The 21,613-nt window shown below is 68.0% G+C and carries 17 protein-coding genes and 2 tRNA genes; 10 read left to right on the top strand and 9 right to left on the bottom strand.

Annotated elements, in window-relative coordinates; translation table 11 throughout:
• Window positions 1-4 precede the first annotated feature (4 nt).
• Window positions 5-703, bottom strand: a complete 699-nt coding sequence (locus tag G408_RS14700; RefSeq protein ID WP_051282556.1) for a TorF family putative porin — start codon at window positions 701-703, stop codon at window positions 5-7.
• Window positions 704-904: 201 nt separating this feature from the next.
• Here G408_RS14700 and G408_RS0103095 point away from each other — a divergent pair.
• The 10 genes from G408_RS0103095 to G408_RS0103050 all read left to right on the top strand — a co-directional run bounded on the left by G408_RS0103095 (window position 905) and on the right by G408_RS0103050 (window position 9,557).
• Window positions 905-981: transfer RNA gene (locus G408_RS0103095), tRNA-Arg, on the top strand.
• Between the two features lie 30 nt (window positions 982-1,011).
• Window positions 1,012-2,544 (top strand): L-piperidine-6-carboxylate dehydrogenase, encoded by a 1,533-nt coding sequence (gene amaB / locus G408_RS0103090; protein ID WP_028769896.1) that lies wholly within the window; start codon window positions 1,012-1,014, stop codon window positions 2,542-2,544.
• 61 nt (window positions 2,545-2,605) lie between these two features.
• The gene (locus tag G408_RS0103085) at window positions 2,606-3,190 is read left to right on the top strand and encodes a hypothetical protein (RefSeq protein ID WP_156890036.1); all 585 of its coding nucleotides are present in this window, start codon (window positions 2,606-2,608) and stop codon (window positions 3,188-3,190) included.
• Complete coding sequence (locus G408_RS0103080) at window positions 3,187-3,483, top strand: DUF4190 domain-containing protein (protein WP_028769894.1); 297 nt, start codon at window positions 3,187-3,189, stop codon at window positions 3,481-3,483. The genes G408_RS0103085 and G408_RS0103080 overlap by 4 nt, the downstream gene beginning before the upstream one ends.
• 27 nt (window positions 3,484-3,510) lie before the next feature.
• Window positions 3,511-4,557 (top strand): quinone-dependent dihydroorotate dehydrogenase, encoded by a 1,047-nt coding sequence (locus G408_RS0103075; protein WP_028769893.1) that lies wholly within the window; start codon window positions 3,511-3,513, stop codon window positions 4,555-4,557.
• Window positions 4,557-5,627 carry a UDP-N-acetylmuramate dehydrogenase gene (murB, locus tag G408_RS0103070; protein WP_028769892.1) on the top strand — a complete coding sequence of 357 codons (1,071 nt, stop codon included), beginning with the start codon at window positions 4,557-4,559 and terminating at the stop codon, window positions 5,625-5,627. The genes G408_RS0103075 and murB overlap by 1 nt, the downstream gene beginning before the upstream one ends.
• Window positions 5,624-6,553, top strand: a complete 930-nt coding sequence (locus G408_RS0103065) for a DMT family transporter (RefSeq protein ID WP_028769891.1) — start codon at window positions 5,624-5,626, stop codon at window positions 6,551-6,553. Before murB ends, G408_RS0103065 begins: the two co-directional genes overlap by 4 nt.
• A 163-nt stretch (window positions 6,554-6,716) precedes the next feature.
• On the top strand, window positions 6,717-8,759 hold the full coding sequence (locus G408_RS0103060) for a M13 family metallopeptidase (RefSeq protein ID WP_028769890.1): 2,043 nt from the start codon (window positions 6,717-6,719) through the stop codon (window positions 8,757-8,759).
• A gap of 108 nt (window positions 8,760-8,867) precedes the next feature.
• Window positions 8,868-9,413 (top strand): GspH/FimT family protein, encoded by a 546-nt coding sequence (locus tag G408_RS0103055; protein WP_028769889.1) that lies wholly within the window; start codon window positions 8,868-8,870, stop codon window positions 9,411-9,413.
• A gap of 67 nt (window positions 9,414-9,480) precedes the next feature.
• Window positions 9,481-9,557 (top strand) — tRNA-Asn (locus G408_RS0103050).
• A gap of 107 nt (window positions 9,558-9,664) precedes the next feature.
• On the opposite strand, the gene G408_RS0103045 is transcribed toward G408_RS0103050, so the two are convergent.
• The 8 genes from G408_RS0103045 to G408_RS0103010 form a co-directional block, all read right to left on the bottom strand.
• Entirely contained in the window at window positions 9,665-10,078 is a 414-nt protein-coding gene (locus tag G408_RS0103045; protein WP_028769888.1) for a type IV pilin protein, read from the bottom strand.
• A 62-nt stretch (window positions 10,079-10,140) separates the two neighbouring features.
• The gene (locus G408_RS0103040; protein ID WP_028769887.1) at window positions 10,141-13,896 is read right to left on the bottom strand and encodes a pilus assembly protein; all 3,756 of its coding nucleotides are present in this window, start codon (window positions 13,894-13,896) and stop codon (window positions 10,141-10,143) included.
• Window positions 13,893-14,411 carry a pilus assembly PilX family protein gene (locus tag G408_RS14695; protein WP_028769886.1) on the bottom strand — a complete coding sequence of 173 codons (519 nt, stop codon included), beginning with the start codon at window positions 14,409-14,411 and terminating at the stop codon, window positions 13,893-13,895. The genes G408_RS0103040 and G408_RS14695 overlap by 4 nt, the downstream gene beginning before the upstream one ends.
• A gap of 1 nt (window position 14,412) precedes the next feature.
• Window positions 14,413-15,630: a PilW family protein gene (locus tag G408_RS0103030; protein ID WP_028769885.1), complete on the bottom strand. Its 1,218-nt coding sequence runs from the start codon at window positions 15,628-15,630 to the stop codon at window positions 14,413-14,415.
• 11 nt (window positions 15,631-15,641) lie between these two features.
• Complete coding sequence (pilV, locus tag G408_RS14690; protein ID WP_084628039.1) at window positions 15,642-16,205, bottom strand: type IV pilus modification protein PilV; 564 nt, start codon at window positions 16,203-16,205, stop codon at window positions 15,642-15,644.
• Window positions 16,202-16,726: a GspH/FimT family pseudopilin gene (locus tag G408_RS15660; protein WP_037412054.1), complete on the bottom strand. Its 525-nt coding sequence runs from the start codon at window positions 16,724-16,726 to the stop codon at window positions 16,202-16,204. Before G408_RS15660 ends, pilV begins: the two co-directional genes overlap by 4 nt.
• Window positions 16,727-16,844: 118 nt before the next feature.
• Window positions 16,845-18,224, bottom strand: coding sequence for a nucleotide 5'-monophosphate nucleosidase PpnN (ppnN, locus tag G408_RS0103015; RefSeq protein ID WP_028769883.1), 1,380 nt, complete (start codon window positions 18,222-18,224; stop codon window positions 16,845-16,847).
• Between the two features lie 122 nt (window positions 18,225-18,346).
• A complete protein-coding gene (locus G408_RS0103010; protein WP_028769882.1) occupies window positions 18,347-21,541 on the bottom strand; it encodes a TonB-dependent receptor in 3,195 nt (1,064 codons plus the stop codon).
• Between the last annotated feature and the right edge of the window lie 72 nt (window positions 21,542-21,613).

Here is a 21,613-nt window from a genome sequence, read left to right as displayed (position 1 = left end):
GGTCTTAGAGGTTCAGCCAGTCCACCGTGGCGGAGAGGGTGAACAGCACCCGGCCGCCGGCCAGCGCCTTGCCGTCGTCGGCCGCAGCATCCTCGCGACCGAGCGTGGTGGCGGAATAGCCGAGGTAGGCGGCGAAGTTGCCGAACGTCTTGCTCACCCCGAGCTGGCCATGGGTGAAGTCGGTGAAGAGAGGGCTGCTGTAGTTCGTGCGGGTGGCCTCGAAATCGAGCGACCAGTCATCGCCAAGATCGATGCTGTGCTTGGCCTTCACCCGCCAGGCCGAACCATCGAGGGCGTCGTCGTCCGAGGCCCAGGCCTGCAGACGGGTGCCGCCGGGGAAGGTCACACCGGCGGTGAGCTCGGTGTAGTCGTAGCTGCTCGGAGCGACGGTGTAGGTGTAGTGGGCGAAGCCGGCGGTCCAGCCCCAGCCGCTCTCGTACTCCTTGGCAAAACCGCCGTAGAAATCGATCTCCACGTCGGCCGGGTCGCCGCTACCGAAATCGACGTTCGAGGCCCAGGTGCCGAGGTAAAAACCACTGTCATGCGACCAGTCGAGGCTGGCCTGGAAAGCCGGGTCGTTCTGGGTCTGGCTGACGCCATCGAACAGGTAGTCCGAGGCCAGGGTGAAGGTGCTGGTGAGCGAGGAGGCCGAGGCCGGACCGGCCACGGCGGCGAGGGCGAGCACGAACAGGGAGTGGCGCATGGGGCTTCTCCTTGGGAACTGGGCGGCGGGGCCGGAGGACGGGGCGATGCCAGCTTAACGCCCCGTTCACCCGCAGCTAGCACCAGTTGATTGGAGTTTGCAAGCGGGGCATCGAACCGGGGCCTCTCCGGTTCCGCCCTGTCCTGCCCTGCCGGCGGCTCGGCCTGCCACCCGCTTCGTGCGACAATCCAGCGTCTCGGTGTCCCCGTAGCTCAGTTGGATAGAGCGTCCCCCTCCTAAGGGGAAGGTCGCACGTTCGAATCGTGTCGGGGACGCCACCCCCACCGTCCTTTCCGGAGCCGCCCCCGATGACCCATCCCGTGCTCGCCGCCCTCGGCCTTTCCGAACACGAATCCGGCACCTACCTCGGCCACGGCGAATGGTCGGCCACCCGGGATGCCGGCGTGCTGGAGCCGGTGAACCCGGCCACCGGCGAGGTGCTGGGCAAGGTCTACGCCTCCTCCGAAGCCGACTACGTGAAGCTCAAGGAACGCGCCAAGGCCGCCGCCGCGGTCTGGCGCACGACGCCCGCCCCGAAGCGGGGCGAGGCCATCCGCCTCTGCGCCGAGGCCCTGCGCCGGCACAAGTCGGCGCTCGGTGCCCTGGTCTCGCTGGAGATGGGCAAGATCCGGGCCGAGGGCGAGGGCGAAGTGCAGGAGATGATCGACATCGGCGATTTCGCCGTCGGCCTGTCGCGCCAGCTCTACGGGCTTACCATGCACTCCGAGCGCCCAGGCCACCGCATGTACGAGCAGTGGCATCCGCTGGGCCTCGTGGGCGTCATCAGCGCCTTCAACTTCCCGGTCGCGGTCTGGGCCTGGAACAGCTTCATCGCCGCCGTCTGCGGCAACATCACGATCTGGAAGCCCTCGCCCAAGACCCCATTCTGCGCCGTGGCGGCGATGCGGATCTGCAACGAGGCCCTGCGCGAAGGCGGCTTCCCCGACCTGTTCTTCCTGTTCAACGACGCCGGCACCGAACTCGCCCAGGCCTTCGTCGACGACCACGACATCGCTCTGGTGAGTTTCACCGGCAGCACCAAGGTCGGCCGCCTGGTCGGCGAGCGCGTGGCCCGGCGCATGGGCAAATCGCTGCTGGAACTGGGCGGCAACAACGCCATCATCGTGGACCAGACGGCCGACCTGAAGCTCGCCATCCCGGCCATCGTGTTCGGCGCCGTGGGCACCGCCGGCCAGCGCTGCACCACCACCCGCCGCCTGTTCGTGCACGAGTCGATCTTCGAGGACGTGGTGACCCGGCTGGTCGCCGCCTACAAGCAGGTCGAGGCCCGGATCGGCGATCCGAACGCCGAGGGCACCCTGATGGGGCCGCTCAATGACAAGGGCGCGGTGGCGGCCTACCTCGCCGCCATCGAGAAGGCCAAGGCCGCGGGCGGCGTGGTGCGCACCGGCGGGGCGGTGCTCGATCGCCCCGGCAACTTCGTGCTGCCGACCATCATCACCGGCATTGCCAACTCGGCCGAGGCAGTGCAGACCGAGACCTTTGCCCCGATCCTCTACGCCATGCCCTTCAAGACCCTGGACGAGGCCATCGCGATGCAGAACGCGGTGCCGCAGGGCCTGTCCTCGGCGATCTTCACCCAGAACCTGAAGGCGGCCGAGCAATTCCTGTCGGCCGCCGGCTCGGACTGCGGCATCGCCAACGTCAACATCGGCACCTCCGGGGCCGAGATCGGCGGCGCCTTCGGCGGCGAGAAGGAAACCGGCGGCGGCCGCGAGTCTGGCTCGGATGCCTGGCGCGCCTACATGCGCCGGCAGACCAACACCATCAACTACTCCGACGCCCTGCCGCTGGCCCAGGGCATCAAGTTCGAACTCTAGCCTTTTCGGCCTACACTGACGGCCACTGGCCGTTTCGGGGGGAACGTCGATGCATCGCGCGATGGCTTTGGGGATGATGATCGCCGGGCTGGCCATGGCCGGCCCGGCAGGCGCGCAGGACACGGAAAGCAGCTTCGTGACCGGCGATGGCATCCGTTTCAGCCTGCCGCTGGTGAACGGCATGCCGGGCCGGGCCGAGAACGAGGTGATGACCTGGGAACTGGCCGGCTTCGATACCGACATACAGGCCGCGCCGCAGTTGATCGACCGCTTCGTGTTCGTGTTCCGCAGCAATGCGGTGCCGCGGCGCCTGCGGATCGAGGACGTGACGCTCGGCGCTCCGGTGCTGATCGCCGACGTGGCGGTGCCGGAAAAGCTGCCCAGCGCCGGCTTCCGCCGCTCGCGCTTCGAGTTCCGCGCCGCGCCCTGCGCCATCGCCCACGGCGAGCCCTGCAGTGCCTGGATGTTCGGCGAACAGCCGCACCGCCTGTACCGCGCCACCGCCACGCTCGAGGACGGCAGCACCAGCGTGCTGCACCAGGCCGAGCCCTACCAGATGGCCGCCTTCATCGCCCGCCTGGGCGACCGCATTCCCGATCACCGCGGTGAAAGCCAGCAGCGTACGGCACAGGGTGAGCAGCCGTGAATGTTCCTGCCTACCGGCGCACCTCCACGCTCGCCATCGTCAGCCTGGTGGCCGGCATCCTCGGCTGGACCCTGGCGCCCTGGCTGGGGTCGCTGGTGGCCATCGTCACCGGCCACATGGCGCGCAGCGAGATCCGCCGCGATCCCCAGGGCGTGGAGGGCGACGGCTTCGCCGTGGCCGGCCTGGTGCTGGGCTGGGCCATGCTCGCGGTGAGCCTGCTGGTCCTGCTCGCCATCCTCCTGTTCTTCGGTGGCCTGGCTGCCCTCGTGGCCCTGGCTGGCGCGGCCGGCTGAACTCGCCCGGAAGGACCCGCCCGCCGGATGTACGGACTCGCCCGCCCGCTGCTGTTCCGCCTCGATGCGGAACGCGCCCACGAGCTCGGCCTGCAGGCTCTGGACGCCGCCTGGAAATGCGGCCTCAATCCCCTTCTCGCCTCCCGTCCGGCAGCCTTGCCCACGGACTGCTTCGGGCTGCGCTTCCCGAATCCGGTGGGGCTGGCCGCCGGCCTCGACAAGAACGGCGCCCATATCGATGCGCTTGCCGCCCTCGGCTTCGGCTTCGTCGAGATCGGCACCACCACCCCGCGGCCGCAGCCGGGCAACCCGAAACCGCGAATGTTCCGCCTGCCGGAGCACGAGGCGGTGATCAACCGGCTGGGCTTCAACAACGAGGGCGTGGACGCGCTGGTGCGGAATGTCGAGGCCTCGCGCCTGAAACGCCGAGGCGGCGACACCCTGCTCGGCATCAACATCGGCAAGAACAAGGACACCCCCAACGAACAGGCGGCAGCCGACTACGTGCACTGCCTCGGCCGGGTGTATCCGCTGGCCGACTACGTCACGGTGAACATCTCCTCGCCGAATACCGCCGGGCTGCGTGAGCTGCAGGAGGAAAAGGCCCTGCGCGCCCTGCTCGGTGAGTTGTTCGAGGCCCGCGAGCGCCTCGCCCCACGCCACGGACGGCGGGTGCCGATCCTGGTGAAGATCGCCCCCGATCTCACCGAGGATGACATCGATGCCTCGGCCCGGGTGCTGGGCGAGCTTGGCGTGGACGGTGTGATCGCCGGCAACACCACCGTCGACCGGCTGGCGATCGAAGGCCATCCGCTGGCGAAGGAGCAGGGCGGGCTCTCCGGGCGGCCGCTCTACGGCAAGTCCACCACGGTGCTGCGGATGCTGCGCTCGCGGCTGCCGGCCTCGATCCCGCTGGTGGGGGTGGGCGGCATCCTTTCCGGCGCCGATGCCGCCGGCAAAGTCACGGCCGGGGCCCAGCTCGTGCAGTTCTATACCGGCCTCGTCTACCGGGGGCCGGCCCTGGTCGGGGAATGCGTGCAGGCCCTGCGCCACCGGCGCGAGGGCGTGCGCTGATGGCAGACCGGGGCTGGCGGCTCGCCGAGGGCGTCTCCCTCTCCGGCCGCAATACCTTCCGGGTGGAGGCGCGGGCCGAACGGCTGGCCGACGTGCACAACCCGGCGGCCCTGCCCGCCCTGTTCTCCGAGCCCTGGGCGCAGTTCGCCCCCCTGCTGGTGCTGGGCGAGGGCAGCAATGTGCTGCTGGCCAGCGACGTGCCCGGCCTCACCCTCTGCCTCACCCGGGCCCGCATCGCGCTCGTGGAGGACGGCCCGGACTCGGCCCTGGTGGAGGCCGATGCCGGCGTGGCCTGGAACGATCTCGTGCACTGGTCGCTGGGGCGCGGCCTGTGCGGCCTGGAGAACCTCGCCCTGATCCCCGGCACGGCGGGCGCGGCGCCGATCCAGAACATCGGCGCTTATGGCGTGGAAGTGGGCGAGTTCGTCGATTCGGTGCAGGCTTTCGACCGCGAAACCCTGCGCCTACGCGAGTTCGAACGCGAAGACTGCCGCTTCGGCTACCGCGATAGCGTGTTCAAGCGCGAAGGCGATGCCCTCATCGTCACCATGCTGCGGCTGCGCCTGCCGAAACGGCGTCCAGTGAACACCGCCTATGCCGGCGTGGCCGAGGAACTGGCCGCGATGGGCATCGAAGGCCCACCCAAGCACCGCCAGGTGGCCGAGGCCATCGCCCGCCTGCGCACCCGCAAGCTGCCCCACCCGGCCCTGCTCGGCAATGCCGGCAGCTTCTTCAAGAACCCGGTCATCGAGGCCGCGCAGGCCGGCGCGCTGGCCGCGGCGCATCCCGGGCTGCCGGTATTTCCCGGCCCCTCGGCCAGCACCCGCAAGCTCTCGGCCGCCTGGCTGATCGAGCAAGCCGGCTGGAAGGGCTTCCGGGAAGGCGATGCCGGCGTGGCGGCGCAGCACGCCCTGGTGCTGGTGAACCATGGCAGGGCCTCGGGCGCGGAACTGCTGGCGCTGGCGGAGCGCATCGCTGCCTCCGTGCAGGCCCGCTTCGGAGTACCGCTCGAGCCCGAGCCACGCATCGTCGGCGGGCGCTTCGACCCCGGGCGCGCGCAGGGCGGATGAATACCCGCAGCGCCAGCCATGCCGCGCAGCGCCAGCTCTGGCTGGCGGTGGGCTTCATGGTGGCCAGTGCGGCGATGTTCGCCGCCATGGCGGTGATGATCCGGCTGGCCTCGGCCGAACTGCACGCCTTCGAGATCGCCTTCTTCCGCAACTTCTTCGGCCTGGTGTTCGCCGTGCCGCTGCTCCTGCGCCACGGCACCGGCATCCTCAAGACCGACAAGCTGCACCTCTACCTCGGGCGCTGCCTGATCGGCATCCTCTCGATGCTCTGCGGCTTCTGGGCCATCGTCCACCTGCCGCTCGCCAAGGCGGTGACGATCAGCTACTCGACGCCGCTGTTCGTCACCATCCTCGCCGTGCTGTTCCTCGGCGAGGTGGTGCGGCTGCGGCGCTGGACGGCGGTGGCCCTGGGCTTCATCGGGGTGCTGGTGATCATGCGCCCCGGTGCCGATGGTTTCGATGCCAATACCTTCGTGGCCCTGGCCGCCGCGGTGCTGAGCGCGGTGGTGGCGATCAGCATCAAGGTGCTCTCGCGCACTGAGAAGGCCGATGCCATCGTGCTCTGGACCACCCTGCTCTGGGTGCCGATGTCGCTGGTGCCAGCCCTATTCGTCTGGGCCTGGCCCAGCGGCTGGACCTGGGCCTGGGTGGCCGCCGCCGGTTTCTTCGGCACCGCCGGCCACATGTTCTGGACCCGGGCGCTGAAACGCGGTGATGCCTCGATGCTGACGCCGATCAGCTTCATGCAGGTGCCCTTCGCCGCCGCCCTGGCCTGGTGGCTGTTCGGCGAGGGGGTGACCGCCTGGACCGCGCTCGGGGCCGGCATCATCTTCGTGGCCAATGCCTACATCGCCCACCGCGAGGCGCAGGTGGCCTCGCGCACGGTGACCGATGCCGAGATCAGCCCGGAGACGCAGAAGCGCTGAAGTCCCGGCGCCGGGCGGCCAGCGCCGATCCCGGCGTGGAGGCGGCGTGATCGCCCCCGGACCTTCGGCACATGCCCCCGCCTCCGGCCCGGGTACGCTCGGGGATGCCGCCGGCCCCGCCGGCCGGCACCCAAACGCCTCCGTACCGCATCCCGGGGACCCCATGAAGAAGCACCTGCTCTCCCTGAGCCTCGCGCTCGCCCTCGCCTCGCCCTTCGCCCTCGCCGCCGACGGCAAGCCCCAGCTCGGCAGCTTCGGCATCGAACTCAGCAACCGGGACACCCGCGTCCGGCCCGGCGACGACTTCAACCGCTACGCCAACGGCACCTGGTTCGACAACTACCAGCTCAAGGACTACGAGACCCGTTTCGGCTCCTTCAACCAGCTCTCCGACCAGGCCGAGCTGCAGGTGAAGGCGATCATCGAGGAACTGCTGGCGCGCAAGGACCTCGCTCCGGGCAGCAACGAGCAGAAGATCCGCGATTTCTACGCCAGCTACATGGATACCGCGGCCCGCGATGCCGCCGGCATCAAGCCGCTCATGCCCCTGCTCGATCGCATCGCCGCCATCGACTCTAGGCCCAAGCTGGTGGAGGCCTTCGGCCGCGCCGGCCGCGACGGCACCCGCTCGCCGCTGGGCGGCGGCGTCGGTCTCGACCGCAAGGACCCCGACAACTACCAGCTCGGCATCGGCGTAGGCGGGCTTGGCCTGCCGGACAAGGACTTCTACCTGAACCCCGAGCCGCGCTTCGTGCTGATCCGCCAGAAGTACCTCGAGCACATCGCCACCATGCTCGGCTTCGCGGGCGTGCCCAATGCCACTGCCCGGGCGCAGCGCATTCTCGAGCTCGAGACGGCGATCGCGAAGCACCACTGGGACCGCGCCGAGCTGCGCGACCGCGACAAGACCTACAACCTCTACGCCTTCGCCGATCTCGACAAGGAATTCCCCGGCTACGACTGGCGCGCCCACTTCAGCGCCCAGGGCATCGTGCCGCCGGAGACGGTGAACGTGAGCACGCCGAGCGCCGTCCCGCCGATCATCGGCATCATCAACGAGACGCCGCTGGAGGTCTGGCGCGACTATCTTGCCTTCCACGCCATCGACAACCACGCGCCCCTGCTCTCCACCGAGATCGACCAGGCCGCCTTCGCCTTCCGCGGCACCGTGCTCTCCGGCCAGCAGGCCCAGCGCGAGCTGTGGAAGCGCGGCGTGGCCCTGGTGGGCGGCGGCGGCGGGCTGGGCGATGCCGTAGGCCAGCTCTACGTGGCACGCCACTTCAGGCCCGAGGCCAAGGCGGCCATGGACGTGCTGGTGGAGAACCTGCGCAAGGCCCTGCGCCAGAACATCGAGAACCTCGACTGGATGGGGCCGGAGACCAAGGCCGAGGCCTTCAAGAAGCTGGAGAGCTTCCGCCCGAAGATCGGCTACCCCGACAAGTGGCGCGACTACAGCGCGGTCACGATCGTGCCCGGCGACCTGATGGCGAACGTGCTGGCCCTGCGCGAGTACTACGTCAACGACCAGAACCGCCGACTCGGCACCCGGCCGGACCGCGACGAGTGGTTCATGACCCCGCACACGGTGAATGCCTACTACAACGCGGTGTTCAACGAGATCGTGTTCCCGGCGGCCATCCTGCAGCCGCCGTTCTTCGACGTGAACGCCGATCCGGCGGTGAACTACGGCGCCATCGGCGGCGTGATCGGCCATGAGATGGGCCATGGCTTCGACGACCAGGGCTCGAAATCCGACTGGCGCGGCGTGCAGCGCAACTGGTGGACCGACGAGGACCGCGCCCGCTTCGAGGCCCGCACCAAGGCCCTGGTGGCGCAGTACAACCAGTTCTGCCCACTGGAGGGCTACTGCGTGAACGGCCAGCTGGCACTGGGCGAGAACATCGGCGATCTTGGCGGCCTGTCGATGGCCTGGACCGCCTACCAGCTCAGCCTCGATGGCAAGGAGGCCCCAGTGCTCGAAGGCCTGACCGGCGCCCAGCGCTTCTTCCTCGCCTGGGCGCAGATCTGGAAGTCGAAGTACCGCGACGAGGCGATGATCAACCAGGTGAAGGTGGGACCGCACTCGCCGCCGCAGTTCCGCATCAACGGACCGCTGCGCAACCTCGACGAGTGGTACGAGGCCTTCGACGTGCAGCCCACCGACAAGCTCTACCTGCCCCCCGAGGAGCGCGTGCGGATCTGGTAAGGCCGCGCCGCGGGCTTCTCCTACCCCGGGTTCGGAAGCAGACCGACACGGGCCCGCGACGGAGGGAAGGCAGCCTTGCCTTCCCCCCGCCGCGAAAGGAGACGCCCAATGAAGATGATCCCCGACCGCCTCCGGGGCCTTGGCCTCGTCGAACTGCTGCTCGGCCTCGGTCTCGTCGCCCTGCTGCTGGCCCTCGCCCTGCCCGCCTTCCGCGGCGTGGTCGACCAGACCCGGGCGGAAACGGTGGCAAACCGCCTGCGGGGCGAGATGGCGCTTGCCCGCAGCGAAGCCGTGACCCAGCGGCAGTCGGTCATCCTCTGCCGCACCCGCGATTTCGAACGCTGCATCTTCGATGGGCCCTGGTCGGCCGGCCTCATGACCTTCGTCGACCACAACGGCAACCGCAACCGCGAGCCCTCCGAACCGGTGCTGCGCGTGCACCCGCCCGGCGACTTCCAGGGCCTGCTGGTGGTGGGCAGCCAGGGCCGGCCCGTGCTCGGCTTCCGCCCCGATGGCCGCGCCGCCGGCAGCAACACCACGCTCCGGTTCTGCTCGCGCGATGGCCAGCCGCGCCGATACCTCGTCATCAACAACGGTGGCCGGGTCCGCGGCGAGATCGCCCCGCCCACCGGGCGCAACTGCCTGCTCGGCTGAGAAGGCCACGCCACGCGCCAGCCCGGGCTTGACGCCCGCGGCGCGGCGGAAGAGAATACGCGCCCCCGCCCGAATAGCTCAGCCGGTTAGAGCACTTGACTGTTAATCAGGGGGTCGTTGGTTCGAGTCCAACTTCGGGCGCCATGTTTTTTCCTCAGGCCACCTCCGGGTGGCCTGAATTTTTTCGCCGGCCGCAAACGGCGAGGCCCCGCCAGGAGCGGGGCCTCATGCATCCTCGGACGGGTTGCAGGTCACCAGCACTGCGATGCCGTCACACCCGTGCCAGAGAAGGTCTTGAGTCCGGCTTCGTTGAGCGTCAGCACGCCGCAGGGCTGCTGGTTCTGCCCGCCGGCAGCCTGGGGCGTGGCACGCAGACGGAAGCGGGTACGCGTCGTCGCCGGATTGAAGTCGATGACGTAGTAGGCGGTGCCGGTCCGCGGCGACTGGGTGAAAGGCAGGTTGCAGCCCAGGTAGGAATTGTTGGCGGCGAAGCAGCGCTCCATGAACTGGGCCAGCTCCAGCAGGTCGGCCTGCGCCTGGCCCATCCGCCCTTTGCGCACCTGCGCCTGGTACGAGGGGTAAGCGATGGCAGCCAGCACGCCGACCACGGCCACGACGATCATCAGCTCGATGAGCGTAAAGCCTCGGGTATTTCGGGTTCGCATGTCGGAGTTTCCTGGAAGACGGGGGAGGAGCCCTGCGGCTCCTCCCGGAGGGGGAATGGAAGCTAGCGGACCTGACGCCAGCTCTGGCGGCCGCAGACCTGCGGCTCGCCGCCAAAGTCCTGACCACCGATCGGATTGCTGATCGAGCAGGTCAGTCCCTGGGTACTGCCGGTGGTCTGGTTCTCCACGCACTGGTCGTAGTTCGGGTTGTAGGTGGGTGCGGCAGGATCCGGACTGCCGCAGGCGCTGGCGATCAGTTCCGGATCGGCGATGGCGGGGCACTCAGGATCGATGCCACGGCGGCAGGGACGCTGCGGCTGCACCACCGTGCTCCCCGTCACCGGAGCGCCGCCGGCCTGTACCAGGAGCGCACCGCAGTTCACGGTGGGGCAGACCGGACTGCCTCCCGGGCGTTCCATGCGGTTGAGCACCGGGCCGCCCGAGAACAGATCCAGGCGATAGCCCCAGCTCCGCAGGCCCGGCGCGCACTGCGAGTCACCCGAGGGCTCGGACGTGGGGATGGTGATAGTCTCACCGATGATCCTGGGATCACCGATCATGCGCTCGCCCGAAGGCGCCGCGCTTCCCACGCGCAGATCCATGAACCAGCCGTTCTGGGTGGCGTAGTTCACTCGGTTGTTGCTCAGCACGCGGCCCAGGTTGGTGCCGGTGCCGAACTGGGAGAGGATCTGCTGCTGCTGCAGCGAAGCGCGGGTAAGACCGCCAACCGTGCCGCGGTCCCACACGCCATAGACCGTCTGCAACTGCTGGCCGGCACCGGTCACGGCATCGCTGTCGGTCAGGTAGCGGCCAGTGCCGAAACTCACCATCACGCCGCCCGAAGGACCGCTGGCGATGGCAATGCCGCCGGTGATCGGCTGCGGATCGCCATTGATGTCGCGGGCCCGGAACAGCGGCTGGCCGCCGAAGGCCACGCCCCAGGACGCCGGATTGGTGGAGGAGAGATCGAACTTCCAGAGGTTGCCGAGGAAATCACCGCCATAGACCGTGTCCACCCGGCCATTGCCATTGACATCGGCGATGGCGATGCGGGTGAGGCCATTGGTGAAGTCGCCGCCATCCTCCGCCGTGATCCGCCGCACCACCACGCCCGTGCTGAGGTTGACGACGTAGAGCACCGGATTGGCATTGACGCTGTTGAGGCCATTGGCGAAGACGGCATACCAGTTGCCGTCCTCGGCATACATCACCTCGACGCGGCCCAGGCTGATACCGAGGTCATTGTCCGCGGTGGGCAGCTCCCACATCACCCGGCTGGCATTCACCGCCGCCGGGTTGGTGACATTGATCGCAAACACCGAGCGGCCGCCGCGCCCCATGCTGCCCAGCAGCACCGTGCCCCAGTTGCCGTCGATGACGGCATCGGTCACGTTGATCTGGCCATCGACGTAGTAACGGTGCTGGTAGTTGCGGGCCAGCAGCAGGCCCATATTGGACAGGGCACCGTTCGGCACATAGGCGAACAGCTCGGCGCCGGTATCGGCATTGAAGGCGTGCAGCATGCCGGCATTGGCGCCGACGAAGACCGTATTGGTGAAGCTGCTGCGCTTGGTGTTGAGATAGGCCCGGTAGCTGTCGCCGAGCGGCGCGGGCAGCGCATCGAAGGCCGGGTAGAAGGTACGCCGGGTCTCGACCTCGACGTTCGAGTTGATGATGTCGCCAAGACGGCCCGAGCGCTGGCGGAACCCGAGCGGCTGGGCGGCAGACTGCTCCTTCGACTGGTCGCCACGCAGGTAGTTGAAGGCATCCGCCATGGTCGAACCGGAGGTGAAGTTCGACAGGAAGGACGGCAGGCTGACCCCGATCGCCGAGGCGATCGCCGCCTCCGTGCCACCGAAATTCGCCGCCTGGAAGGGCACCACCTGGCGGGTGGCCGCCGGGCCGGGAACCCGCATGGCCAGGATGTTGCGGGAAGCGGCCGGGGGCAGCGTGGCGCCGGCATCCCAGAGCATCGAGCCGATCGAGCCGTCGGCATTCACCCGGAAGGCCTGCAGCGAGCCTACCCAGTCGCGGGCGTTGTTACGCACCGCGAACCCGGGCTGGTAGATGGCCGAATCCGTACCCACCCGGGCCCCGGATACCGGCGGCGTGCCCACGGGCTGGGTGGAATCGAGCACCGCATTCACCACTTCCACCATCGCCTCGGACACCGCTTGCGGATTCTTGGCATTGATGTAGCGGCCGCGTCCGATCAGGGTGGCCTGCCAGAGCTCATCCACTGCCTCGACACAGTTGTTGCAGAGGGGCGCCCACGCCGGCGGGTTGGCATACGGATTGGCCGTCGCCGCAGCATTCACGCCATAGATGGCGCCGAGCGCACCCAGCGTGACCCCGTAGAAATTCATGTGGGGATCGGTCCGGCAATCCAGCCGCGGGTCCGGGTTCGGAGCCGAGCAGGCTGCGGGCACCCGCACCTGCCCAAGCCCGAGGTCGGTACGCAGGGGATTCAGATAGTAGTTGGCGACGATGTCGCCCTTCTTGTTGGGGTGAGCATCGGCAAAAGGAGGGCCCATACCGCCATCGAGATTGCCCACGGCAGGACCGCCACCGTTGGAATAGCCGTCGGTGAACAGCATGCCCGCATTCATCTGGCAGGCGAGTTGCACCGGCGCGCCCTCTCCGGTGCGCTGGAACTGCTCGCCCATGTGCTGGATGGCGAAACGGTTGGGCGTACCACCGCTGGCCGGTAGGGCCGTGATCAGGTTATAGAAGGCATTGCGCTCCGCCTGGATGCCCATGTCGTACATGGTGACGGCAACGCGGTTGTTGATCGTGAAGTAGCCGACCCGCATGAAGTCGACATCCACGAAGGCGCGGGTCATGGCCGCGACCATGGCGAGATTGCGGTCGCGGTAGTACTGGAACCAGTTGGCGAAGTTCTGCATCGTGGCGGTGTACGCCGCCGCCGTCATGTTCTCCGGCCGGATTTCATAGCGGTACAGCGTGACGCCCGGCGGGCCGCCGGGGGCATTGGTCACCGCCAGCGGCGTGGCCGTATAGCCCGGGAAGGTCGGGGAACTGAGATAGAACGTGGCCGGGTAGTAGCGGAAGCCGGCAGTGCAGTTCGCCGCTGCTGTGGTTTCCGTCGTCACCGTCCACCATCCAGTGGTTCCAATTTGCGTGCCACCGAAATTGCAATCGCCGGTGTTGCGGGAATACACCGTACCGGCGGGAATCCGCATCCCCGCGCGCACATCGAAGCGCCAGTTGTTCCCGTCCTGCTGGACGTCCTGGGTGAGGTTGAAGGTGGGGTTGGTGGCACTGGGGAGCGCCCGCGGATTGGCCACCACTGCGGTCGGCGTGGCCTGGGGCCACTCGCTGCGATCGGCCCGCGCCCAGGGCCCGTAGGTCACGAAGGGGTTGAAATAGGCCGGGTTCCACTCATGCGAGCGGGCAAAGCCGAAGTAGGTGATCGGCGGGATGGCATTTCGCTTGGTGCTCCGCCCATTGAAGGGAAAGAGTTCCAGATACGTCGTAGCGCCGTTGCCGCCTCCGGTTTCATTGCTACGGTAGAAGCGGGGCCGACCGTCAGGTCCGAGTTCGGTCGGATGGAAGAAAGAGCGCGCCGTGCCGTTCCAGGTGCCCTGCCCGTCGATGGTCGGGAACAGGGTCTCCCAGGCCATCGAACCGGAGTCGTCCACCGCCATGATGAAGGCGGGCTTGATCCGGTTGGTGACGTAGAGCGGTTCCTGGGAAATCGGCAGCGCGGCGGCCTGGGCCCGCAACGGAGAGGACAGGCCGGCCGAAAGGGTCAGGGCCGCGACAAGGGCGACGGAGGTGAGGCGGGAGGTGCTCATGGCGTCCTCGCTTGCGGGGGTACGACGTAGACGGTTTCGATCACGACCACGGCCGTGGGGTCACTGCCCGGGTCGCGGTCGGTGGCAGCGGCAATCAGCTGGTAGTCGAGCTCGCCGGGGGCCGGAATGCCCCCCTCGGCGGTCGGATCGATGGGACGGGCGCCGGGGCAGGCCCCGCCATAGATCTTGCGCACCTGGGGCGGCGGCAGGCTGCCCGGGGTGATGGTCTGGGCCCAGTTGGTGGCATCGGCGAGGCAGTACACCTCGTTGCGCAGCGCCGCGGTATCGAAGGAGCGCTGCAGCTCGAACTCGCTACGCCGCAGTTCGCCCTCGGCGCGCTGGAAGGCCAGGGCGAAATCGTTGAAGTTGGTGGCCATGCGCTGCTGCAGGCTGGAGACCTGCATCGAGGAGACCCCGATGAGGGTGAGCAGCAGGAGCATGATCATGGCGACATAGAGGGCGGCGCCGCGCTGGCGGCGGACCGACCGGAAGGCGGGAGTCTGCAGGCGGGGCATGTCAGTTACCGAACAGGCGGTTGCGAAGCGCGATGGTGGTCTCGTAGGGACGACGCAGGATCGCTTCGTTGGGATTGGTGGTGATGGTGATGCCATTGACGACCACCGGGCCGTTCACCGCGGCGCGATCCGGCGTACCGGCCCGCTCCGGGCTGCGCAGCACCAGGCCCAGCTCGACACTGGCCACCGTGCGCCAGCGGTTGGCGATGTCGTTGTAGGCCGTGAGGCCTGCCGCGACCTGGTCGGCACGGACATAGTTCTCGACCGCGCCATTGCCATCGGCATCGAGGCCATAGAACACCTGCATGGTGTCCACGCCCTCCACCAGTTCCTCGCTCACCCCCCAGGCGCCATTGCTGAAGCGGGCCCGGAACAGCGAGGGCATGCCATCCACGCCACGCAGGCCGACGTAGTAGACGAAGGAATCGGCACGGAACACCTGGGTGGTGTTGGCGGTGAAGTCCGAGATCGGCGGCCCGTTGCCGCCCTGCGAGGTATTGAAGCCGTTGGCGAGATTGCTGCCGCCGGTGGTCACCGGGAACGCACTGCCGGAGACCGGCCCGCGGGCCTGGAAGACCGCCGCGCGGTCGCAGGACGCCATGCCGTAGTACTGGCCGGCCTGGATCAGGGGCACGCCCGCCGGCGCGACCGAGACCGCGCCCGGCTGGCTGATGGCCGGACGGATGTCGGCGATCACCGGCGCGCCATCGCCACTGAAGATCCGCAGCACCAGGATGTCCGAACCGGGACGCGGGGCGGGATTGAGCCCGTTGGCGCCAGTGAGCGAGGGATCGAGGGCGGGCACCCATCCCCCTGTCGGCGCGGAGACATTGAGGGTGTTGCCCCGCCCCGTATTCACCGCCTCGAAGCCCTGGATCGGGATGTCGAAGCGCAGCGGGAAGGGAGCGGCCGAATACACGCCGGCATCGCGGTTGGCGTTGGTGAGGAAGAAGCTGTCGAGGAAGGCATTGGGATGGCGGGCATTGCGCGCGCGGTCGTTCGAGCAGCCCATGAAGCCGGCCATGCGGATGTCACGCTGCAGGAAATCGACGGCGAAGCGGCTACCTTCCTGCACCCGGGCGAGCCCGGTGGTGCTCTGGTAGGCGAGCCGCGAGGCGCTGAAGACCTGTACCAGGCCGAGCAGCAGGAAGGCAGAGAGGGCGACCGCGATCATCAGCTCGACGAGCGACACGCCCGACTGTCGGAAGGCAGGATGCATTCGGGGATCCTCTAAAGGCCGCTACGGGCAACGACGACGTTCACGGTGCCCGGACAGCCCGTGGTGAACAGGGGCGGGAACTCCGGCGTCCCGCTCAGGGGGGTGGCCCTGGGGTCGCACCATTCCAGGCGCACCTCCACCTGCGCCGGAGTGGCGGCACCGCCCCCCGCGGGGAGCACGGCACCGGTCACCGTTACCCGCCCCCGCGCTTCCGGGATGGCACGCCGTACCGCGCACACCCATTCGTTGCGGTCGGCCGCCCAGCGCTGGGCCGGGGCTGGCGCGCCGGGCGCACAGGCACCCCCTACCCCGTCGCCGAAGAAGGCGTTCTCGCGGATCAGGCCGTACAGGCTGGCCTGGCGGCGGTTGGCACGCACCATGTCCATCATCTGGTAGACCAGCATGGTGGCCTGTGACCGCTCGTTGGTGGCCTGCGCGGCCCGCAGCGAGGTGGACTGCAGCAGGGCCATGCCGAGCAGGCCCACGCTGAGAATGACCACCGCCACCATGATCTCCAGCAGCGAAAAGCCCTGCTGGCGGCGGCCACCCGGCATGGACGGACGCATCCGGTTCATGCGCAGTTCCCCTTGGTGATGCGGACCATGCCGCCGCCAAGCACTTCGATGGTGCGGCGGAACGGCTTGCCGCTGGTGCAGCCCTCCGGCTGCAGCTGGATGGTGGTGGCGCCGGAAGCCACGGTGCCACGCGGCGAGAAGCGGATCGGCGTACTGCCCGGGGCCACCTGCTTGTTGAGCCGCCCCTGGCGCCGCAGCACCCGCTCTGCCTCGGTGTCCTGGCGGATGCCATCGGCATTGCGGTCGGCCCAGACGATCCAGCCATCGCCCCAGGTGCCGCCGCAGGTGCTGCCATCCACGCTCGGGCACATCACCGCGCCGGCATTGTTGCGCATGGCCTCGGAACGGGCGAAGGCCACCGAAGCCATGAACTCGTTGCTGGTGGTGGCCACCCGGTTCGACTGCAGGGAGTTCTGGAAGCTGGGGACGGCGATCGCGCTCAGGATGGCGACGATCGCCACCACGATCATCAGTTCCAGCAGGGTCAGGCCGCGGGAGCGGCGGTAGGCGACGGGGGACATGGGCATCCTCACGGTTGCATGGCGGCACGCTAGCAGGCCTGCCGTCCGGATGTCCCGCCCGCGCCGACGACCGGCAGCCCCCGGGGGACGAGCGTTGCCGCAGTGCGGCATGCCCCCCTCAGGCCACCACCCGGTAGCAGGGCTTGTACTCGCCGGACATCTTCATCCGCCGCTGCTCGACGAAGGCCCGCAGGAGGTCGTCGAGGCTGGCCATGATGGCCTTGTCGCCGTGGATCTCGAAGGGACCGTGCTCCTCGATGCGGCGCATGCCGGGCTCCTTCACGTTGCCGGCCACGATGCCGGAGAAGGCGCGGCGCAGGTCGGCGGCCAGCTCGTGCACTGGGCGGCCGAAGTGCAGGTCGAGGGCGGCCATGGCCGCATGGTCGGGCTCGAAGGGCTGCTGGAAGGCGAAGGGGATCTTCAATGACCAGTTGAAGAAGAAGGCGTCGCGCTGGGCGATGCGGTGCTCGCGCACCTGCTTCATGCCCTCCTTCATCGCCCTGGCCACCGCCACCGGGTCCTCGACGATGATCTGGTAGCGCTTCGCCGCCTCGTCGCCGAGGGTGAGGCGGATGAAGCGGTCGATCTGCTCGAAGTAGGCCGCCGAGGCCTTCGGCCCGGTGAACACCAGCGGGAAGGGGATGCCGGCATTGTCCGGGTGCAGCAGGATGCCGAGCAGGTAGAGGATCTCCTCCGCCGTGCCCACGCCGCCCGGGAAGACGATGATGCCGTGGCCGAGACGGACGAAGCCCTCGAGGCGCTTCTCGATGTCCGGCATGATGACCAGCTGGTTGACGATCGGGTTCGGCGACTCGGCGGCGATGATGCCGGGCTCGGTCATGCCGATGTAGCGCGGGCTGCGGTGGCGCTGCTTGGCATGCGCGATGGTGGCCCCCTTCATCGGCCCCTTCATGGCGCCCGGGCCGCAGCCGGTGCAGATGTCGAGGCCGCGCAAGCCCAGCTCGTAGCCCACGCGCTTGGTGTAGAGGTACTCCTCGCGACCGATCGAGTGGCCGCCCCAGCAGACGATCAGGTTCGGGTCCTGGTGCGGGCGCATGGCGCGGGCATTGCGCAGGATCTCGAACACCACGCTGGTAAGCCCCTCCGAGGTCTCGAGGTCGAACTGGCCGCTCTGCACCTCGATGGCGGTGTAGGCGATGTCGCGTACCACCGCGAACAGGAGCTCGCCGACGCCGCGGATCAGCTCGCCATCGACGAAGGCAATGGCCGGCGCGTTCTTCAGCTCGAGGCGGATGCCCCGGTCCATCTGCTGCACCTCGATCTCGAAATCGGGGTAGCGGGCCGAGGCGGCGCGGGGGTCGTCGGAATCCGAGCCCACGGTGAGCACGGCCAGCGCGCAGCGGCGCAGGGTCTCGCGCAGGCTGCCCTGGGTGGCATCGGTGAGCCGGGCGATCTCGGCGCGCGAGAGGATGTCGAGCCCGCCGCGCGGGCTGATGCGGGCGTTCACGGTGGGCAGGGGGGCGTAGGTGTCGCTCATGGGGAAGGATCGTGCTTCATCGGGCCGGAGACTCTAGCACCCCGCTGCCTCGCGGCGCCGTGCAAAGAAAGACGGCCGGGGTTTCCCCCGGCCGTCCGTCGTGACGCCCTGGAACGCTCCGGTCAGAAGCGGTAGCGGAACCCGATCTGGGCGGACCAGCGCGACTCGCCGCGGTTGTCACGCAGGGTGACGTCGCGGATGTTGGCCTCGTTGAAGGTGTAGCGGTAGCGGCCCGTCGCCGGGTCGATGCCAGCGAAGGACACGATGCCCTTACCAAACGGGAAACCGATTTCCTCGATGCGGCCCCAATCCTTGTTGATCAAGTTGCCGACGTTCTGCAGGTCGAACCACACCTCGGCGGAATGCCCATCGAAGAAGCCCGGCAAGGCCTGCGTGATGCGCAGGTCGATGCTGTTGACCCACGGCGAACGGTCGGAACCCGGGTCGACAGCGCGACCGGCGAAGCGAGCGATCTGCGGGTTGCGGGCGAGGTAGTCGAAGAACGCCGCCTCCATCGCGGCACCGCCGGTGAAGATGACATCGCCACGACCCGAGGGAACGTACAGCAAGTCGTTGACACGGCCGTCGCCGTTGGCGTCGTTGATGAAGGAGTAGCTGAACGGACGACCCGAACGGCCCTCGTAGAACGCCCCAATGGTCGTCGGATACTGACCGAACCAGTTGGCCCGGTAGGTCAGCGTACCGATCAGGCGGTCGCGAACCTCGTAAACCGAGCGGGCAGCGATCGGCTCGTTCGGGTTCACGCGGAAGCTGTTAGCCCAGTTCGAAATGGCCTGCGAGCTGGTCAGCGGATTCACCTCGGTCGCACTAGTGAAGGTATATGCCGCACTCCAGCCCCAGTTCTGCAACAACGGCTTGGAGAGCGACAGGGTCAGCTGTTGGCCGTCACCCTTGTTGGTAGGGCGGATCACCGTGACGTCAGTGAAGCGGGTGTCACGATTGGCTCGAGCATTTGTCGCGGTGAACGGGTTGCCCCAATAGAACAGACGGCCGTCCTGCGCCGACTGGAAGCTCGGGCGACCGTTGTTCAGCGCCTCGTAGGCGAGGCCCGTCTTGACGCTGGTCAGAAGCAGCTCGCCGGAGGCGATGATGCCGTGCCAGGGCAGCTCGTGCTCAATGGCGAGGTTGGCCTTCCACACCGAGGGCTGCTCAAGGTCGCCGTCGACGATATCGAACGGACCGCCGACCTGACCGGGCGCCGGGTTCGGGTTCGGAGCAGGGATACCCGGCTGGGCGTTCGGGTTCGGATTGAACACGATGCCTGCGCCGTTCGACGAGAACACCTCGCCCAGCGTGCGCCCGCCGTTGTTCTGGAACGGGTTCGCCAACCAGACGTTGGCGGCCGCTCCGGAGAACAGGCCGATGCCACCACGGAGCTGCGTCGGGCGCTCGGTGTCGAAGGTGTAGTTGAAGCCGAATCGCGGCTGCAGCAGGCCGTTGCCGTCGATGGTGTTGGTGTTGTCGTAGCCGAAGATCTGCGACGCGACCGGGTTGGCCGGCGGCGAGTTTGGCACCTTGGGCAGGTCGTAGCGCAAGCCGAAGTTCAGCGTCAGGTTGTAGTTCACCGACCAGGTGTCCTGGACGAAGAACGCGTAGTTGTCCAGCTTGATTTGCGCGGCGAGCGAATTGAGGTCGCCGTTGATCGGGTAGCGGACGTTGTATTGCGTCGGGGTGCCGGCAATGAAGCGGGCGAGCGCCTGCTCGAAGGTCGCGCCGCCGAAGTTGTAAACGCCGAAGACGTCGCGGCCAAAGAGGTTGAGGGCATTATTGCGCTGGTAGTCAACGCCGAACTTGACCTCGTGGTTGCCGAGGAACAGGAAGCCCGCGCCGAAGACGTTGGTCGTCTCCGTCTCAAGAATGTTCACGTGACGGAACTGCTCGGCGCCGACATAGATACTGTCGGAGCCAGCGCAAGTGGATGCATTGGCCGAAGCACCCCAGCAGAGGCGGATCTGTGGCAGCGTGGCGTTAAGGTCCCACAGCGAACTGGACTCCGAACGGCCCACCTTAAACTCAGTGGTGAAAACGTCGGTCCAGTCGCTGAACAGCTGGGCCGAGACGGACTCGTACAGCTTGTTGTTGGTCTGCCAGTGGCTGGAAAGCGACAGGCTGCGGGCACCGATGTTGCGCAGGAACGGCTCCACCTGCTCGGAGCGGTTGTAGCGCAGGTACGCGCGGTGGCCATCGGCGATGTTCCAGTCGATGCGCGCGACGATATCCTCGACGTCAAACTTCAGCTCGCCGGGAAGGGCGAAGTCGCCGACGTCGATGCCGTAGCGAGACTGGGCCGCCTGACGGAACTGGTCGATCTGCGTGGAGGAGATCGCGGCCGGCAGGGTGTTCGGCGCGCCGAGCACGCGCTCAAAGTTCTCGTAAGCGAGGAAGAAGAAGAGACGGTCCTTGATCAGGGGGCCGCCGAAGGTCATACCCGCAGTCTGCTCCTTCTGCGGCGGGCGGAAGAACGAGCCCGGGATGGCGTCGGTGCGCGCCCAGTCGCCGTCACGGTAGAGCCCGTAGACGCTACCCTTGAACTCGTTCGTGCCGGCCTTGGTGACGGCATCGACGTTGGCACCAGTATAGCCCGCCAGGGCCACGTCGTAGTTCGCCAAGGAGATGTTGAGCTCCTCGATGGCATCCAGCGAGATCGGCTGCTTGGCGGTAGTAAGGTTGTTGCTCTCAAGACCGAAGCCGTCGTTGACAGTGATGCCATCGACGCGGATGTTGTTGAATCGCGTGTTCTGGCCGCCGGCCGAGATCTCCGTGCGCTCCTTGTCCGTCTGCGCGATGCGCGGATCGAGGCGCATGTAGTCCTGGATGTTGCGGCCGATCGACGGCAACTGGTCGATGGTCTGCCGCGTCACGGTGGTACCGGTGCCCATCGCGGTGGCGCTGAAAGGCGTGTAGCCGAGGTCGGTGGCGGTGACTTCGACCGCCTCAAGCACGGTATCGGTGGTCGCGAAGGTGAGGTCGACCTGCGTCGTCTCAGAAAGGCGCAGGAAGACGTTCTCCCGAACCTCAGCCTTGCCATCTTTCGTCACCGTGATGGTATACGGGCCGCCGACGCGGAGGCCGCGGGCAACGTAACGGCCGTTGGCGTCCGTCACCGCCTGCGAGACCGTGCCCGACGGCACATGCAGGATGGTGATTTGGGCGTTGGCGACGCCGGCTTGCTCGGCCGTGGTAACGCGGCCGCCGATGTTGGCCGAGGTCTGCTGGGCCATGGCGGGGGCGGTCGCGAGGGCGATGGCGAGACCGAGCGCGAGCTTCGAGTAACGCACCTTGCTGCGATGATTCATGTTGTGACCTGCTCAGGGTTCCTGCGGAAGAGAATCGGAAGCGGCGCGGGCCGCCCCGGAGGACGAGTGCGG

Origin of the sequence: Silanimonas lenta DSM 16282, assembly GCF_000429065.1 — a bacterium.
GTDB lineage: Bacteria > Pseudomonadota > Gammaproteobacteria > Xanthomonadales > Xanthomonadaceae > Silanimonas > Silanimonas lenta.
Note: the sequence above shows the minus strand (reverse complement) of the source record. Positions and strands in the feature narration are given on the sequence as shown.